The sequence below is a fragment of the Larkinella humicola genome (genome assembly GCF_008727875.1).
Classification (GTDB): Bacteria; Bacteroidota; Bacteroidia; order Cytophagales; family Spirosomataceae; genus Larkinella; species Larkinella humicola.
This window is the reverse complement of the sequence record NZ_VTWS01000001.1, coordinates 1-17,223: the sequence shown is the minus strand read 5'-3', so window position 1 is coordinate 17,223 and position 17,223 is coordinate 1. Positions and strand designations below refer to the sequence as shown.

The window sequence follows — 17,223 nt, the reverse complement described above, 5'->3', positions numbered from 1 at the left end:
CGGATCAAAAAACGGATTTATAGTTTAATCGGTGTAAATCCGCTCGATCCGTTCAATCCGCGTTCCCATCCAAAACCGATGGTACTTTACCAGCCTTTTCTTTGACTGGATCAATTCGCGATTTACCGGGAATGGAAAAGTAAAATATACCGCCTACATTCAGCGTAAATTTCATTTGAACGTATGCGGCTTGTCTTTCTATTGGTTGCGCTTGGCATTGCCCTGGTGTTTTACTTGAGTTGGGTTCCGAATCCGGATATGGCGCTGGTCTGGTTTGTGCCGGACTGGATCGCGAACTGGACCGACGCCCGGGCCAATGGCGATTTACGCACGGCGGTTCCTTTCGTCTTTTTAGGGCTGATCACGGGTGTCTGGCTCTTTCGTCTACGGAAGTCATCGGTTTGGTGGTTGGCAACCCTGGTGGGCCTCACCGGTATTGCGGCCATTGCGGAAGCGGGACAGATCGCGATGCCACACCGGCACTTTAGCTGGGCCGACATTGGTTGGGGGGGTGTTGGGTCATTCCTTGGTCTGCTGGTGGCCTACGGGGGGATGCAAACCTTGAAATGGCTGAAAGTGAGTCTGTAATGGGGTCGGATGAAGCCTGGTGACGATTCGGCCGGTCGCAGCATGCCCCTTGGTGGGAAACTCAAACGGGCAGAAAAACGCTGAACGTGGCTCCCTGACCCACCTGACTGGTGGCCACAATGGCTCCGCCGTGGTTTTTGATCACCTTATCACAAATAGCCAGGCCGATTCCGGTACCGGCATACTCTTTCCGGCCATGAAGGCGCTGGAAAACCTGAAAAATTCGCTCCGCATACTGGACATCAAAACCAATGCCATTGTCGATGACATCGATACAATGGTACGCGATTGCTTTTCCGCGCGTCTGAACGCCATCCGGCAGATTTTCCCCGGCAATCCAGTGGGCTTTGATCTGGATTTGCGGGGAGGCTGAAGGCTTGTGAAATTTGAGCGCATTGCTGAGCAGGTTCTGGAAGAGCTGCCGGAGTTGACGGGAATCGCCGAGCACCACCGGAAGCGGGTCAAGTTCGATTTGCGCGCCCAGTTCCGAGATAACGCCATCCAGGTCCGTCACCACCAGATTTACCAGCGCCGTGAGCGAAACGGGAATATCGACCTCCCGCTGGGTTGACAGGCGGGAGAGGTTGAGCAGATCCGTAATCAGCGTAGACATCCGTTCGCCCGCCATTTTCATGCGGTTCAATATGTCCAGACCCGAAGGTTCCAGCACCGAACCGTATTGATCCGATAGCATGCTGCTGAACGACTGGATTTTGCGCAGCGGTTCTTTCAGGTCATGAGACGCCACATACGCAAACTCCTGCAAACTATTGTTCGATTGGAGCAATCGCTCGTTGGATTTCAGCAGCTCCTTATTGGAAGCCGCCAGTTCTTTGTTGACCTCTTCCAGTTCCCGGGTGCGTTCGTAGACCTGTTCCTCCAGCTTGCTGACCATCAATTGAAAACGCTCTTCGTTTCTCCTCAGTTCATGGTTTGCTTTTCTCAACTCCAGCAGGTTCACCACCTGTTTCGCCAGAATTTTCAACGCGCTCAGTTGGTGTTCATCCAGCACTTTCGGTTCGTGATCGATGACGCACAGCGAACCGAGGGCAAAACCGTTTGATTCCACAAGGGGGACTCCCGCGTAAAAAATGACGTGCGGTTCACCGGTAACCAGAGGATTGCCCGCGAAGCGGTCGTCTTTTCTGGAATCGGTTACGATGAAGGTTTCCAGAGGATTTTGCAGGGCGTGGGTACAAAACGCCAGTTCGCGCGGAGTTTCCCGTACATCGAGTCCGTGGTTGGATTTAAACCACTGCCTTTTGTCATCGATCAGGCTAATCAGTGAAATGGGTGTTTGACAGATTTGGGAAGCCAGGTCGGTAATGGCATCGTAATCACTATCGGGCAGTGAATCAAGGATATGATACGCTTTTAACGCATTTATTCGGTTGATTTCTTCAGGCGAAAAAGTCGGTTGCATCAGTAATTAACAGTCTGGTAGCGGTTGGGCAGGACGAATACGGTTTTCGGATGAATGAATTGATCAATGAAGGAGTTTAGGATGTATCTTTTGCACCTAACCAGCCTGACCCCCGATTTGTTTTAAAAAGGAAGATCGTCGGAATGCTTCACCTGCTAACACTATGTATGTTCTTCTTCGTATCGCCTTGCTGTTCAGTTTACTACGTGTAGGATTTCCGGCCTTGGCTCAGTCTACTTCGTGGAAGCCAACATTTAATCCAATGGATGTGCGACAAGCACTGTTCTATGTGCAACAGCCCCATTTGATGAATTTGTCGAATTATCTGGGCCATACGGTTCGCGATAAAATGGATGATTGCAAAGCCGAATCAGCGCTCTTTCATTTCCGGGTCAATAGCCAGGGAAAAATAGACAGCATCCGGGTGGAGGGAAATCTGCGGGAAGCGTATGAAACGATCATTGTTACTAACATAAAAAGTACCGCAGGCAAATGGCAATTGCCTGAAAATACGAGGCCCGGAGATCATTGCTGGTTTATTTATCCCCATTTTGTTTTCGGATACACCTATTCCTGTCCTCCCGAGTCGGTGGAGTTGTATAAAATTCAGCAAGCCCACTATGAAGTGTATAACCGGCTGAAACCTCAAACGGAAACCCGGTATGGAATTTTGCTTTCTCCGCGTCAGCTCCCTTCGATGCCTCGTAGATAAGTGAACGTGAAATGAGGTCAAGTGCATTATAAAAAAGCCGACCCAATCGGAGCCGGCTTTTCACGTCTATGGAGGTAGGGTTCATTTTTAGTTGATAGCGACGAGTCGGGGAGCCACCTGGGGCTGCGGGGTTGTGGCCAGCGTTAATTCCTGCGTGGTGGTTTCGACCCCGTTGCTGATGGCGACCTGATAGACACCGTCGGGCAATGCACTGACATCCAGACGCACCCGGGCCGCTTCCTGGCGTTTGCCAAACTGTTTCACAAAGAACTCCTTGCCCGCGCTGTTGGTCAATCGAACAAACACCGTTCCGCCGGTTTCTTTTTGCAGGGCAATCTGGATTTTGCCTTCTATTGTCTTATACATACTGCTTTTGAAGGCGGCTGCGGTTTTGGGTTTTCCAGCGGGCTTGTTGGTGTCAGCCACGGAAGCCGAGACGGTTACGGCGGTCAGGGTAAAGGCAACGAGCAGGGATTTGATGAGCGTTTTCATGGCGTATGATGTTTGATTTTTGTTTCTGTTTGAATGAATCAAAGGTCGGCATCAACGGCAGAAAAGGCTGTCACAAATGAGTCGATAACTGCTACTTTTGGGAAAGAGGTGATGAACCTGTTTATGATGTTATTTTCCTTCAAAATAAAAAGAAAGGAAATAATGAATGTAAAATGATGAATGTAAAATGTAAAAATGCTGGATTGAGAACAATTTTTACATTTAGCATTCATCATTTTACATTCATTATTCTTTTCCTATGTCATCCTAATCAACTTCAATAAGGGGCCGGATTGCAACACCGAACCCCCCCGGTTATTTTTTCTGGTAAACCCGTACGTAATCGTAGGCCACATCGTCGGGGAGCGTGGCCAGCGCGGGGTCACCACCCCAGCCGGTGAGTTCCAGGCTCAGGAGCAGGTATTCGTCCGTTTGGGAAACGGCGGTGGCGGTGCGCCAAGTTTCCCGGTTATCCACGTAAAAAACGTATTCTTTCTCCGTCCAGAGGAGACCGAAGGTATGGAAGCCGGTCTCGATCGCGGGCACGGTTATTTTTTTGCCCGCCGTTTTGTGATCGCTGCCGTAACCGTCCCAGTGCAGGTTGTGGTGGATCGTTGCAGGTTCTTTGCGGTGGTATTCAAAAATATCGATTTCGACGCCGGAGTTCACCGGATCGCCAATGACTTTGCCCATCGTCGGGGTTTGCAGCCAGAAAGCCACGTGCGGTCCCGGCTCGTGGTTCATCCGGGCGCGGCATTCAAAATAACCGTACTTCGTTTTGTAGAATTTCTCCGTACCCAACTGGCCGATTCTGTACTCATTCCCAACTTTCTGCAACTCGATTAGCAGGTTGCCCTTGCCATCGAGCCGGACGGTTTCTTTCGCCACCCGCCCCAGGTTGCGCACCACGCCCAACTGACGGTATTCCCATTTGGTGAGGTCCAGTGACGTACCGTCGAATTCGTCCCGCCAAACCGCCTGGTAGCCGTCGTTCAGAAACGTTTTGGCCAGTGGGCTGTCTTCAATGGCCGTACCGGAAACCAGTGGTCTTGTGCCAGGATTCGCACAAGACCACCCGAGGAAAGCGAAAAGGATGATTTTTTTCACGGTATCGTTTACCAGCCGGGATTCTGGATCAGTTTGGGATTCATTTCAATTTCCGTTTGCGGAATCGGCCAGACGGTGATGTTGTCTTTCCAGGTATAGGGAATGGTGATGCTGCCCCAGATCTGGTTCACCCCGCTGCCCGGCGTAAACACCTTGTCTTTCAGCGATCCCCAGCGGAGTTCGTCAAAGTAGTTGACGCCTTCGTTGACAAACTCAACCCGGCGTTCGTTGCGGATCCGTTCGCGCAGATCGGCTTGTCCGGCTACCGTCGTGGCTGCCGAGGAATTCAGCAAACCAACCCCGGCGCGGGCGCGTACTTCGTTCACCAGTGCCACGGCTTCCGCCGGTTTGTTCTGCTCGTTGAGCGCTTCGGCCCACATCAGCAGCACATCGGCGTAGCGGATGAGCGGAAAGTCGATCGGACCAAACTGGCGGTTGAGCAATTCGGTCGAGCCTTCGTACACGAATTTGCGGTGCAGGTAAAAGAACTGGCTCCGCGAATCAGTGAATAAGTCGAGCACCGGTGGGGTTTCGCTCCGCGACGGCCAGCGGTTGGTATACACCTGATCGGCACCGTTCTGCGGGCGGCCCAGATACGTCGCGTAAGGCACAATCACGTTGCTGAGCAGGCGGGGGTCGCGGTTCTGGTAGGCTTTCGCAATCCGCTCCTCGTTGCCATTCGGCAGATACAGGGCCATGTTGAGGCCCTTATTGGTGCCGGTGGTGATTTCGGCTGCGGTCAGGCCATTCCGGTAAAAGAACACTTCGCGTTTATCGGCGGGCATGCTGCTGAAACCCGGAATGATGGCGTCCCAGTTGAATTTGGAACCGTCCTTGTTTTCGTACAGGTCCACCACGGAAGTCGAAACGTAGTAGTTGTTCCAGCACGAACCGAACGACGAACGCGTTCCGCAATACCACTGGGTGGTGGAACCGTAGGTGTCGACGCCTGTATTCTGGATCGAGAAAATCATTTCGTCGGACTGCTCGTTGACTTCCTTGAACAATTTGCTGTAGTCGGCAAAGAGTTTGTACCCGGCGTCTTTCACTTTGGCAAAATCAGCCGCGGCTTCGGCGTATTTTTTCTGGTAGAGGTACGCTTTTCCCCGTAGCGCATAGGCCGCGCCCTTCGTCACGTGTCCGTAATTAGCCGCCTTGGCCGCGTATTTGGCTGGCAGGTTCGGTTCGTTGATGGCATCAGTCAAATCCTGAATCACTACTTCCCAGACCTTCTCTTCCGTTTCGCGGGGGCGGTTCATCTCGGGAACGGTAACGGGTTCAAGGTACACCGGAACGCCCTTATAGAGCTGGTTCAGGCGGAGGTAGAAATAAGCCCGCAGGAATTTACACTCCGCAATCAGCCGCGCCTTCTTGTCGGCCGCCGAGGGCGACTTGGCCGCAATGTTGGTAATGGCGTCGTTGGCCCGGTGGACACCTTCGTAGAGTTCTTTCCAGGTGTTCAAAAACCGCCCGCTCGACGTGGTCGAGGTGGCGTTGATCATGTCGTTGCCCCCGCGGCTCGAGGAGGTAAATCCCATGCCGTCCATCTGGTACAACTCCCGGTCGGAAGCCCCACCGGTCTGAATACCCAGCCGCAGGGCATTATACACCCCGGTGACGCCGAGGTCGGTCAGGTTATCGCTCACCCACATGTTGGCCGAGCTGATCGAGCCGTAGGGAGTCGTGTCCAGCAGGTCGTTTTCGCAACTGCCGAGGCTGAGCACCACCATCAGGCCCAGGCCTGCTTTGTTGATACCCGTTTTGCCAATAGTTTTTATCAATCGAAGGAAGTTCATAGTCTTGGAGGGTGTCGATTAAAACGTTACGTTCAGGCCCACGGCATACTGTTTCATGGTCGGGTAGGAGACGTTGGCTCCCACTTCCGGATCGAGACCCGGATATTTGGTGATCATGAAGACATTCTCGCCCGACAAAAACACCCGGGCGCGGCTCATCCCGATTTTAGCACCCCAGGCCGTCGGAATCGTGTAGCCGATCTGCAGGTTTTTCAGCTTGATGTAAGAGGCATCATACAACCAGTAGCTGCTGGGAATATTCGTCTGACTATCCGAGTTGTATTTCAGGCGCGGAAATTTGCCACCAATGTTGTTGGCCGGGTCGCTCGGGTTGGCGTCGTTGTAGTAATAGTGGTCGTCGGCAATCCGGGTGCCGATCGAATTGGTTAGCGTCGTACGCGTTCCATTGACCCCCGTCTGGTTATACAGGTATTTCATGCCCGCACTTCCGGCCCAAAGCATCGAAAAATCAAACCCACGCCAGGACGCACTGAGCGAAAGACCCATGATAAATTTGGGAGTGCTGCTTACGCCCGAAAACCGCTTGTCGAAATTGTTTCCGTAGGTGCCGTCGCCGTTGACATCGGCATAAATCAGGTCTCCGTAGTACAATTGCCCTTTCCCGATCGTGCCGACCGGCTGGAACTTATACCCCTTGGCCATCATCGCCTGCACCCACGCCAGGTCTTCCGGTGTCCGGATCATGCCGTCGGTCGGGCCGCCGTTGATGTTGACCGTTCCGTCGGAATTGGACCGGCTGCCGTCACCTTTGTACACGTCTAGGAGGTAATACTCATTGATCGGGTGGCCTTCCAGAATGCGGGTATCTCCCCCGCTCGACACCTGGCCGATGTTGGAGCTATAGACTTTATTACCGGCCGCATCGGTCGTATAGCCTTCGGCCAGGGCACCCCGGTAATTCGTCACCCGGTTGATGTTATACGCCACGTTGCCGCTCACCGAAAAATCGACTTCCCCAATTTTGTCGCGCCAGCCCAGCGTCAACTCCAGCCCTTTGTTGAGCACACCCGCCGTGTTCTGGGTGGGAGCCCCTTTCGTTCCGGCGGTGAGGAAAATGGGCGGGGTCGTCAAAATACCGTCGGTCAGTTTGTGGTACCAGTCCAGTTCGAAATTCATCCGGCCTTTGAACAAGGCACCTTCCAGACCGATGTCGGTTACGCTCGTCGACTCCCAGAGCAGCAGCGGATTGGCATATTTGGCCTGCACCAGCCCCGTGGTTGCCACATTATTGAACGAATAAGGAACTTTGCCATAAACCGCCTGGTAGTCGTAATCACCCGATGCGCCAGCGGCATAGATGACGTTATTGTTTGCGCCGTTGTTCCCGAGTTTTCCCCAGGATGCCCGCAGTTTCAGGCCCTGAATTTTTTCGTTCAGCCCGCGCAGGAACGGTTCTTCCGAGAGCCGCCAGCCGGCCGAGAACGAGGGGAAGACACCCCAGCGGCTTTCCGGCGCAAAACGCGACGAACCGTCGTACCGCAAATTGGCTTCAAACAGGTATTTCGACTGGTACGCGTAGTTGACCCGTCCGAAATATGAACGCATCGCGCGGTTATATTCCTGGCCACCCGCCGTGTTCGAGGTTTCACCCGCCGAGCCCAGCGTGGTCGTAGAGTAGTCGATCAAACCGCGTTTCGAGGCATTGAAATCATAATACCGGAAGTTGAACTGGTTGTAACCCACCAAAGCACCAAAATCATGGTCGCTCCCGAACGTCGTGCTGTAGCGCAGCACGTTGTCCAGCGTCAGCAGGTAATCCCGGTTGAAGGAATAGCCGGTTGTCAACTGGTCGGCGGGGGTCAATTGCACTTTCAGCGTGTTGGTCGAAAAATCCCAGCGTTCGGCGGGTCCGGCCAGCGCATAGGAATTGCCTTCGTTGAATCGCGTCTGGTAGTTGACTTTCGGCTCCAGCGTAAGCCCTTTGGCCAGAGTTATGATGCCATACAGGGTGGTATTGAACCGCGTGGTGCGGTCGAGCCCGCCGGTGCCGTCCAGGTAGGAGAAGATGTTATTAACCGTGGTCGGTTCCTCCACGGCCACCGGAAAACCGTATTTGCCGTTGTAGTAGGGATAAATACCGGGATTGGTTTGCCACAAATACTGAAAAGCCAGATCGGTATTGGCTTTTCCGGCCGATTGCGTCGAGGCAAATGTTTGCGCCCCCAGGGTGAGGAATTTCGCTACTTTCGATTCGATGTTGGCCCGAAGCTGGAAGCGTTTGATGCCCGTATTCTGCATCACGCCCCGGTTGTCGAGGTAGCCGAGCGACATGTTGTACAACGATTTTTCACCCCCGCCACTGACGGCAATGTTGTGGTTCTGGACAATCTCATTCCGAAACACCCAACTGGCCCAGTCGGTGTTGGGATAGGCCACATAGTTGGGAACGCCCCCCGCACTGATGCCGTTGGGGTCCAGGTTGGCTTTTTCCCAGGTCTGGATCGTGTTGGCTGAATAGACTTCTGCCACGCCCACGTTCCGGTTGCTTTCGTTGAATAACCGCATGTAGCGAACGTAGTCCGAAATGAATTCGGGGACATTGCTCGGGCGGGCCGACGAAAGGATACCGGTATACGTAACGGTCGTTTTCTTGGCCGATCCTTTTTTCGTCGTAATCAGAATAACGCCGTTGGCGGCCAAAGATCCGTAGATGGAAGCAGAGGCCGCATCTTTCAGGATCGACATGGATTCGATGTCATTCGGGTTAACGGCGTCCATCGAGCCCTGCACTCCGTCGATGATGACGAGCGCGTCGCTGTTGTTGAGCGTACCGGTTCCCCGAATCCGGATGGTGGCGCCGTCGGCACCCGGTTTTCCGGACGACTGCCGCACAAAGACCCCGGGCGCCAGACCCGCGAGGGACGACGAAACGTTGGTAACCGGTCGGCTTTCGATGCTTTTGGCCGACACTGTGGCCACCGAACCCGTCAGGTTGACTTTTTTCTGGGTGCCATACCCCACCACGACGACTTCGCTGAGGGCCTGCATGTCGGGGGCCATGGTCACGTTAACGGTGGATTGGGTGCCCACCACGATTTCCTGCAGGGTATAGCCGATAAACGAAAAAACGAGTGTGGCTCCTTTGTCGACGGCAACCCGGTATTTTCCGTCGGCGTCGGTTGTGGTGCCGCGCGTGGTGCCTTTCACCTGAATGCTGACACCGGGGAGTCCTTTGCCGGTTTCGTCGGTTACAGCGCCGGTGATGGTTTCTTCCGCGGCTGACGACCGGAGGATCATCGGGCCATTCCCCGCCGGAGCGGCCACAACCGACCCGGTTGCCAGGCAAAGGCCGAGAAGGGGGCACAGCCAACCGATCGGTCGGCCATACTGCAAAATCAGAGAACGTATAGATCGCTTCATACTGGATGGGTTGATTGGTTTAAGGTATTAGGTCAACTAGGTAATGGGTTCACTACAAATCGGCGGGGTCAGACCGGCGGGGCACCGCAGCAAGGCTCAAACGGGGTAAGTCGGCTGGAATTCTCGTCGAAGCGCGCAGGCTCAGACGGCGAAACGGATGGCGGTTCATACGGACAGGGTTGAAGGGTGCGTAGTCGGTGCAGCATCTGAAAATGCATTCAGATTACGCATTCTAGCAGCAAAATACGATCATTATCAAGCATTTTTTTGACAAAAAATTTGCAGAATTTGTCGTTTGATTTGCAACTTTCTATTTCAACCGTTCCTGATTGGCAAATCGCTCTGTAAAAAAATACCGGTCCGGTCGCGCCATTCACAGGCGGACCGGACCGGTATTTGACCCTCGATGGGCGATGGTGCGGGTTTATCGACCCGAAAAACCGCTAATACACGTGATCACTGAATTCGTATTCAACCCGGTTCAAAGGTCCTGGGAGGCAAACCGGTTGGGGTGCAGACAGTTTGACCAGTAGTCGATGATGGCTTGCAGTTGCGTTGTGATGTCGGTCATGTTACTCTTTTTTTCAAAAAAGCCCTGAATAGTCAGATCGTAAGCCTCTTCGACGAGGTGCTTGTAGACCGGGTGGGTGAAAAAGATAAAGGGGATAGCCCGCTTGCGCAGCCCATTGTCCTGCTCGATCTGCCGCCGAAGCTCCAGGCCGGTCATGGTGTTCATGCTTACTTCCGAGATGATCAGAAAAGGGCGTTGGTCCGTGGTGCGCAGAAAATCAATGGCGTCTTGTCCCCGGGTAAAAACCACGACCGGATTATGAGGGGCGATTTGCTGAAGGATTGGTACTAAAATTTCGTGATCATCTTCGTCATCATCGATTAATACAATTGGCCCCTTTGTTTCCATGCTTTCCTTTTCGTATGTTTTTATCAGAACATAACTGAGGGGCTGCCCAACTGTTTGATAAAACCCGCGGTTCGAGTATACGGTCTTTTCGGAACGATTATTGAGGGAACATTCCATTGGAATTCTGGTTATACCCTGAACGATTTCTGGCCCTGGCCGGGAATTTTTTGCCCCCTGAAAGGGGTTATGTAGCTGCTCAAGACTTAACCGATAGACATTGAAATATCCTGTTTGTGAAAACCCCTGTATTTTTGTGGTCGATGATGATGAAGACGACCAGTTTTTGATTCAGCACGTCTTTGTCCACCATAGCCCGGAGTGCCGGATTAACGTAGTAACCAACGGGGTTGAACTACTGGAAGCGCTGGAAACGGCCGAAGTGCTGCCCGCTTTAGTATTATTAGATCTGAATATGCCCGTTATGGGCGGTCTGGAAGCCCTGGCGTTGATTCGGAAGGAGCCAAAGTATGACAGCCTGCCGGTTGTCATCCTGACGACTTCCAACCAAACCGTTGACCAGCAGCGGGCTATGGAGCTAGGCGCAAACGGGTTTGTGACCAAACCTTTATTGCTGAAAGAGTATAACCAACTTATCCTGACCCTGCGAAAACAATGGCTGATCGGTCGTTGCATCGGGTGATGGTTCGTTTCGCTGCTAGTGCTTAACCACTTTGATCGCCACGCTTTTTAATCCGCTGGTTACGCGTAACAGCAGGAGCCCTGCCGGTTGCTGACGAACCGGTAAGTGCTGCCGCTCAACCACCCGGGCCGCGTCAATGTGCCGCTGGCCAACCAGCCGCCCGCTGGCATCCGTCAGTTGCAATTGGAGCGGCTGGCCCTCTGCCCCCCGGATTTCGACTGCCACCTGTTCCGAAACCGGATTGCCCAACACCGTTACCTGAAGCTGCGAAGCGGTTTCGGCCGACATCCGGACCGGCGAGGGGCAATGCAGCGGTTTGCCCGAATCCTTCAGCACATAGGTGCTGCCCTGCACCCGACCATAGATCAGCCGCGACGTGTTGTCTTTCAACTCGGCCGGAACCGTGAAACTGTAGGCATGTGCGCCGTTGCCCTTGCCCGCGTTTTTCAGATCATCGCGGTAGATATTGGCCACTGTGCTGCCCAAAACTGTATTACCCGTGTAGAATTCCACGGTCAGTGGTGTATTGGGTTTGTTCCGATCCCAGACCCAGCCCCGGATGGTGCCGCACTCGACCTTGTCCAGATAGCCATCGAAACTCCCCGTTACTGCGCTCGTCGATGCCGGAAGAACCGTAAGTGGAAAACTAACACTATTCCGCTCGATGAAATCCGAAGCTTCGTAAGCCAGTACAAACGTTCCGGCGACTTTTGGAGTCCCATAGATGATCCGGTCGAAGGGATCGAACTCCAGTCCGGCCGGCAAATCATACAAGTCGTAAATGAGGTCTTCGCCTTCCGGATCCGTAAAGGCCACCAGCGTAGCCGAGAAGGGGACATTTACCTGCGCAGTTACGGGCGTAATCAGGATGGTTGGCGTGGGCGCGACCGGTGGCTTATTTCGATTTTCAGAATCCCGGCCCTGCCGACAAACCAATGCTTTGGGAGAACCCTTCAGAATGAAGCTACTATTCCGAACGCGGGCCGACAAATTGTGCAGATTATTATCGATGAGACTTTCCGGAATCGAAAAAGAGAACGCATGGTTACCATTTCCTTTGCCCGCCGTTTTCAGATCCTGCCGAAATTCGCCGGCTGTCAGTGTCCCGATTACATTGGGGCCATCCAGAATCTCGACGGAAACGGGCGTGTTAGGCTTGGTACCGTCCCAGGCCCAGCCCCGGAACGTACTGCAATCGGCCCCATAGACATAGCCGTCGAACGAGCCCGTAACCGATGATTTGACGATCTCCAAAGCCGGGGTAATGGTAGCCGGGCAACTACCTTTGGTACAGGTAATGGAATACGTTCTCAGCATGACTTCCGCGGTCGACACGGGAATAAATGGGCCTGTTCCCTGAGTGCCGTCTGGACCCGTCCAGGCGATTTGCCCCGATTCACAACCATTCACCGTAATCATGACACCCGGCGTATTTTGTAAAATGGGAGAACTACTTGCATTGGAAGTATACGTCACGGTGGGAGTCGTACAGGGCGTCTCCTTTAAAGCGACCAACCAGAAATCGGTAAGTCCTTTCGAATTTTCCATTTTATCCCCACTGGCGTTGGAATAGGATTGTCCCAACAGATAAAAATCGCCACCGGTGCTTTGGCAAGCGCCAAACAGGAATTCTTCATCGGATCCACCCAGGGTTTTATCCCAGATCCAGGTGCCGTCCGATCCTAATTTAACCACCCAATAATCCCAGTCTCCCCGGCTATTTTCCGACTTGATCGCATTTCGGTTCGACTGAGACGTTCCACCTGCCAGAAAACCGCCATCGGCTGTTTTTAGTAGACTGAAACAATTTTCCTGCCTCGCCCCGCCCATCGTTTTATCCCATCTTTTGTTCCCATCCGCATCTAAACTGACCACCCAAACGTCGGATGAACCGAACGAGTTCTCCGATTTTTCAAAACCCTGATTGGAAAAGGAAAGCCCGGTAATCACCACCCCGCCATCTGCCGTAGCCACCCCGGAAGCTGGCGTATCCTCCTTATCACCACCAATGGTTTTATCCCAGATCTTCGTCCCGTCTTCGTCTATTTTGACCAGCCAGTAATCACTAAAATCATCACCTGATCCGCGTACGTTTTCGGATTTGTCGCCCCCCGCGTTGGACCACGAATAGCCCACCAGCACGAATTTGCCATCCGTTGTTGGAACGATTCCTGACACATTCTGAAAGGCAGAACCGCCATAGCTTTTATCCCAGAGTTTATTCCCATCTGGATCAATCCGGACCACCCAATAGTCTCCTTCTCCTTTTAAAGGTGCCGTTCGATCCGGATTGGGTGATGAAGCAGAGCCCCCGGCCAACAGATACCCTTTATTTTCCGGAAGAACCGCTATCGCTGCTACCTGCTCTTCCCGTTCCCCACCGAAGGTTTTATCCCAGCTTTTATTCCCATTCTTGTCGATCTTCAGGACCCAGAAATCGCCGTAACCCCGGCCATCTTCCGATTTATCATTCCCTTTGCTGGACTCGGATCCTCCTCCCAGCAGAAAACCGCCATCGGGCGTCGCAACGATGGTATTTACATAATCATAACCGCTTCCGCCGTACGTTTTATCCCAGAGCTTGTTCCCGTTGGCATCGACTTTTACAATCCAGATATCAGATGCTCCCAGATTGTCTCCTGATTTATCACCACCGATACCCGAGAAGGAATTTCCGCCAAGCAAAAATCCGCCCTCGGTTGGAAGAATGAATCGTGCATCCTCATAATCGTTTCCGCCGATGGTTTTGTCGAAAACTTTGGTAACCTGCGCACTCAGATAGGTACTCACGAAGAGGAACAACACCGGCAGCCACCGGCCGAAAAATGGCGTCCGTAAAGGCGGTTTCATGATTCGATAGTTGATTAGATAAATGGAAACTGGTAGCTCTGATGGTTTACCCTTTTTTACTGCTTCAAAACTTTCAAACTGACCGTTTTTAGTCCACTACTGACCTGTAAAAACAGCAAGCCTGCCGGTTGTCCCTGCACCGAAAAGCGTTGCTGCTCGACCGGTTTTGCCGCTTCAATGTGCCGCTGACTGACCAACCGCCCGCTGGCATCCGTTAACTGCAAGCGGAGCGGCTGGCCTGCCGCCCCCCGGATTTCGACCGCCACCTGCTCTGCAACCGGGTTGCCCAACACCGTCACCTGCAAATCCGATGGGGTTTCGGCCGACAACCGGGCCGGGGCACACTGGTAGGCCTTCGGTGAGCCTTTCAGGTCATAGGTGCTGCCCAGCACCCGCGCCCGGATCAGCGTCCCGTTGGTCACACTGCCCGGCGGGCTGAAGTTGTAGGCATGGGCCCCGTTGCCCTTGCCCGCGTCTTTCAGATCCTGGCGGTAGATGTTGGCCAGCGCACTGCCTAAAACCGTTCCCGATCCTTCCAGATAGAATTCCACCGTCAGCGGGGTGTTGGGTTTGTTGCGGTCCCAGACCCAGCCGCGGATGCCGCCACAGTCGAGCTTGTCGAGATAGCCCTCGAAGCTGCCCGTCACGGTCGTGGTGGAAGCGGGGTTAACGGTCAGCGGAAAGCTCACCGAATTGGTCAGCACGCCATCGCTGGCCGAATAGGTCAGCACAAACGTGCCTGCTTGGGTCGGTGTACCCGAGATCACCCGGCTGGTCATGCTGATGGCCAACCCATCGGGTAAACCGGCCAGCGCGTAGGTGAGGGGTTGTGCTTCGGGATCGGTGAAGGCAACGAGCGTTCCGGCGAAGGGCACACCGACCTGGGCGACCAGGGGCGCGATGAGGATGGTGGGCGAGGGCGAGACGGGGGCCTTGTTGGCGGGCGATCCGGTTCCCTGACAGATCAGCGCTTTCGGCGAATCTTTCAGAATGAAGCTGCTGCCGGAAACGCGGGCCGAGAGGTTGTGGGGCAAGCCATCTTTCAGATTGTCAGGGATGGTGAAGAAGAAGGCGTGTCGTCCGTTGCCCTTTCCGGCGGATTGCAGGTCTTGTCGGAAGACATCGGCGGAGAGGGAGGCAATGACGTTGGGCCCGTCGAGGATGTCGACGGAGACGGCGGTATTGGGTTTGTTGCGGTCCCAGGCCCATCCGCGGAAGGTGGCGCAGTCAGCACCGTAGACAAAACCGTCGAAGGAGCCGGTAATGAGTGGGGGTGCAACGGTTATCGTGGTGGACGCGGGGGAACTGGTGCAACTGCCGGCGGTACAGGTGGCCGAGTAGACGAGCGTACCGGTGGCGGAGGTGGGCACGGAGATGGTGGTGCCGGTTCCGGTGGTGCCGTTGGGGCCGTTCCAGCTGAGGGTGCCAGTAGTGCAACCGGTGATGGAAAGGGCGACGCCCGGGGTGTTCTGAAAAACCGGTTGGGTAGAAACGTTGGAAGTGATGGAAATCGTCGGAGGAACACAGGGGTCTTCGAGCAGAATCAGCCAAAGGTCTCTACTTCCCAAATTGGGCGCGGTTTTGTCGACGCCGATTTCCGAATTGGAATACCCGGCCAGCAGGTAGTTCCCCGCCGTCGGTTCCAGCAACGCCTGGATCATATCGTCGCTATTACTACCCCCTCCCAGCTTTTTTTCCCATTGAGTGTTCCCGTCGGCGTTGAGTTTAACAACCCAGTAATCATACCGGGTCGGCGTTTCAACGGTATAGTAAAATTCCCAGGTGCCCCCGAGCAGAAAGCCTCCGTCGCTGGTGGCCAGCAGTGCGTAGCAATAGTCATCATCCGGTCCTCCCACGGTTCGCTGCCAGTCGATCTCATTGGTGGGATCAATTTTAAGAACCCAGAAATCAGTTCTCCCCTCTGAATCCTCGGATTTATCGCCACTTGTATTTGAATTGGAGTAACCCGCCAGAACATACCCCCCGTCAGCGGTTGTCACCAGACCATACAGGTCATCGCTATTATCTCCGCCGAAGGTTTTATCCCATTGCTTAACCCCATCTGCATTGATTTTGACAACCCAGTAATCACTATTTCCCTGGCCATTTTCGGTTTTGCCCGTCAAGTCTTCCGGGGGAGAAGCATCGGATGACGAAGTGCCGGCCAACAGAAAGTTTCCATCAGCCGTGGCCACGATCTTTCTCAGGCGGTCGCTATACTCACCGCCATAGGTTTGATCCCATAGCTGGTTCCCATCGGCGTCTATCTTGACGACCCAGAAATCGGGGGCAAAGGCGTCATCATCTCCCTTCTTTTCAGCGGTTTTAGTGCCATTATCGCCCGAATTGGAGTATCCGGCGAGCAGAAACTTTCCATCGGAGGTGGTCACGATGGACCAGAGGTTGTCAGCCTCATCTCCCCCAAAGGATTTATCCCATTGTTTTTCGCCGGCAAAGTCGATTTTTACGACCCAGAAATCATCACTACCAAACGATTCGCTTTCCTTGTTGCCGTCATTGGGTGAACTGGATTCCCCGCCCAGCAGGTAACCGTCCGGGGTGGCCACAATCGTCCGCAAGTAATCGCCTTCACTGCCCCCATAGGTTTTTTCCCACTGTTTGTTGTGGCTGGCATCGAACTTGATCAACCAGTAGTCTCTGTCTCCCCAGAGTGGTGCTTCTTTGGGCGAGTCCGCAGTAGCTTCTGAATCAGAATATCCTCCCACCAGATAGCCTCCGTCGGCGGTTTTTAGCATCACCTGTCCATCATCCCGGTCCGCCCCTCCAAACGTTTTGTCAAATACCTTGATCGGTTGCGCCTGGAGCATCTCTCCAAAACCGGTAGTAAGCAGGAGTAAGAATAGACTGAAAAGCCGAATCCGGTATTCTGTTTTTGCTAGGGTAAAAGTTGTCATAAGAGAAAAATTGAGGTTGAACGTGGATAGAGGCCCGGTTGGCGGGCATGTTGATTTTACAAGTCGGAATGAACAGGAGCGACGCTTTAGGGTCGGATTAGTTTGAGAAATGTAGACTGGGTGGAATTGGTGACCCGCAGAAACAGCAATCCGGGGGCTTGCTGGCTGACATCGAACTGGTGTCGCTCGACCAAACCGGCTTTGGGAACGTGCCGTTGACTGATCAGCCGCCCGCTGGCATCCGTTAACTGCAACCGGAGCGGCTGGCCTTCCGCCCCCCGGATTTCGACCGCCACCTGCTCTGCAACCGGGTTGCCCAACACCGTCACCTGCAAATCCGATGGGGTTTCGGCCGACAACCGGGCCGGGGCACACTGGTAGGCCTTCGGTGAGCCTTTCA

The 17,223-nt window shown here is 53.9% G+C and carries 12 protein-coding genes; 3 read left to right on the top strand and 9 right to left on the bottom strand.

The genetic code is table 11. The annotated features are described in order from the left end of the window. Window positions 1–183 precede the first annotated feature (183 nt). On the top strand, window positions 184–588 hold the full coding sequence (locus F0P93_RS00055) for a VanZ family protein (RefSeq protein WP_150874357.1): 405 nt from the start codon (window positions 184–186) through the stop codon (window positions 586–588). Window positions 589–649: 61 nt separating this feature from the next. On the opposite strand, the gene F0P93_RS00050 is transcribed toward F0P93_RS00055, so the two are convergent. Further along, on the bottom strand, window positions 650–2,011 hold the full coding sequence (locus F0P93_RS00050) for a GAF domain-containing sensor histidine kinase (protein ID WP_150874356.1): 1,362 nt from the start codon (window positions 2,009–2,011) through the stop codon (window positions 650–652). A 163-nt stretch (window positions 2,012–2,174) separates the two neighbouring features. On the opposite strand from F0P93_RS00050, the gene F0P93_RS00045 reads away from it, so the two are divergent. After that, window positions 2,175–2,723: a hypothetical protein gene (locus F0P93_RS00045; protein WP_150874355.1), complete on the top strand. Its 549-nt coding sequence runs from the start codon at window positions 2,175–2,177 to the stop codon at window positions 2,721–2,723. An 87-nt stretch (window positions 2,724–2,810) separates the two neighbouring features. On the opposite strand, the gene F0P93_RS00040 is transcribed toward F0P93_RS00045, so the two are convergent. From F0P93_RS00040 to F0P93_RS00020, 5 genes are all read right to left on the bottom strand, one after another. Further along, on the bottom strand, window positions 2,811–3,215 hold the full coding sequence (locus F0P93_RS00040; protein ID WP_150874354.1) for a T9SS type A sorting domain-containing protein: 405 nt from the start codon (window positions 3,213–3,215) through the stop codon (window positions 2,811–2,813). 315 nt (window positions 3,216–3,530) lie between these two features. Continuing rightward, the gene (locus F0P93_RS00035; protein ID WP_191908689.1) at window positions 3,531–4,322 is read right to left on the bottom strand and encodes a glycoside hydrolase family 16 protein; all 792 of its coding nucleotides are present in this window, start codon (window positions 4,320–4,322) and stop codon (window positions 3,531–3,533) included. A gap of 8 nt (window positions 4,323–4,330) precedes the next feature. Next, window positions 4,331–6,118: a RagB/SusD family nutrient uptake outer membrane protein gene (locus F0P93_RS00030; RefSeq protein WP_225309310.1), complete on the bottom strand. Its 1,788-nt coding sequence runs from the start codon at window positions 6,116–6,118 to the stop codon at window positions 4,331–4,333. Between the two features lie 18 nt (window positions 6,119–6,136). Then, entirely contained in the window at window positions 6,137–9,499 is a 3,363-nt protein-coding gene (locus F0P93_RS00025) for a SusC/RagA family TonB-linked outer membrane protein (RefSeq protein ID WP_150874352.1), read from the bottom strand. A gap of 481 nt (window positions 9,500–9,980) precedes the next feature. Beyond that, entirely contained in the window at window positions 9,981–10,535 is a 555-nt protein-coding gene (locus F0P93_RS00020; protein WP_225309309.1) for a response regulator, read from the bottom strand. Between the two features lie 100 nt (window positions 10,536–10,635). On the opposite strand from F0P93_RS00020, the gene F0P93_RS00015 reads away from it, so the two are divergent. After that, window positions 10,636–11,058: a response regulator gene (locus F0P93_RS00015; protein WP_150874351.1), complete on the top strand. Its 423-nt coding sequence runs from the start codon at window positions 10,636–10,638 to the stop codon at window positions 11,056–11,058. Between the two features lie 15 nt (window positions 11,059–11,073). Here the strand turns inward: F0P93_RS00015 and F0P93_RS00010 are convergent, their stop codons facing one another. The 3 genes from F0P93_RS00010 to F0P93_RS31400 form a co-directional block, all read right to left on the bottom strand. Then, window positions 11,074–13,908, bottom strand: coding sequence for a putative Ig domain-containing protein (locus F0P93_RS00010; protein WP_150874350.1), 2,835 nt, complete (start codon window positions 13,906–13,908; stop codon window positions 11,074–11,076). A gap of 56 nt (window positions 13,909–13,964) precedes the next feature. After that, window positions 13,965–16,823, bottom strand: coding sequence for a putative Ig domain-containing protein (locus F0P93_RS00005; protein WP_150874349.1), 2,859 nt, complete (start codon window positions 16,821–16,823; stop codon window positions 13,965–13,967). A gap of 86 nt (window positions 16,824–16,909) precedes the next feature. Beyond that, window positions 16,910–17,223, bottom strand: a 314-nt coding sequence (locus tag F0P93_RS31400; protein WP_191908688.1) for a T9SS type A sorting domain-containing protein, incomplete at its 5' end; no start/stop codon positions are given.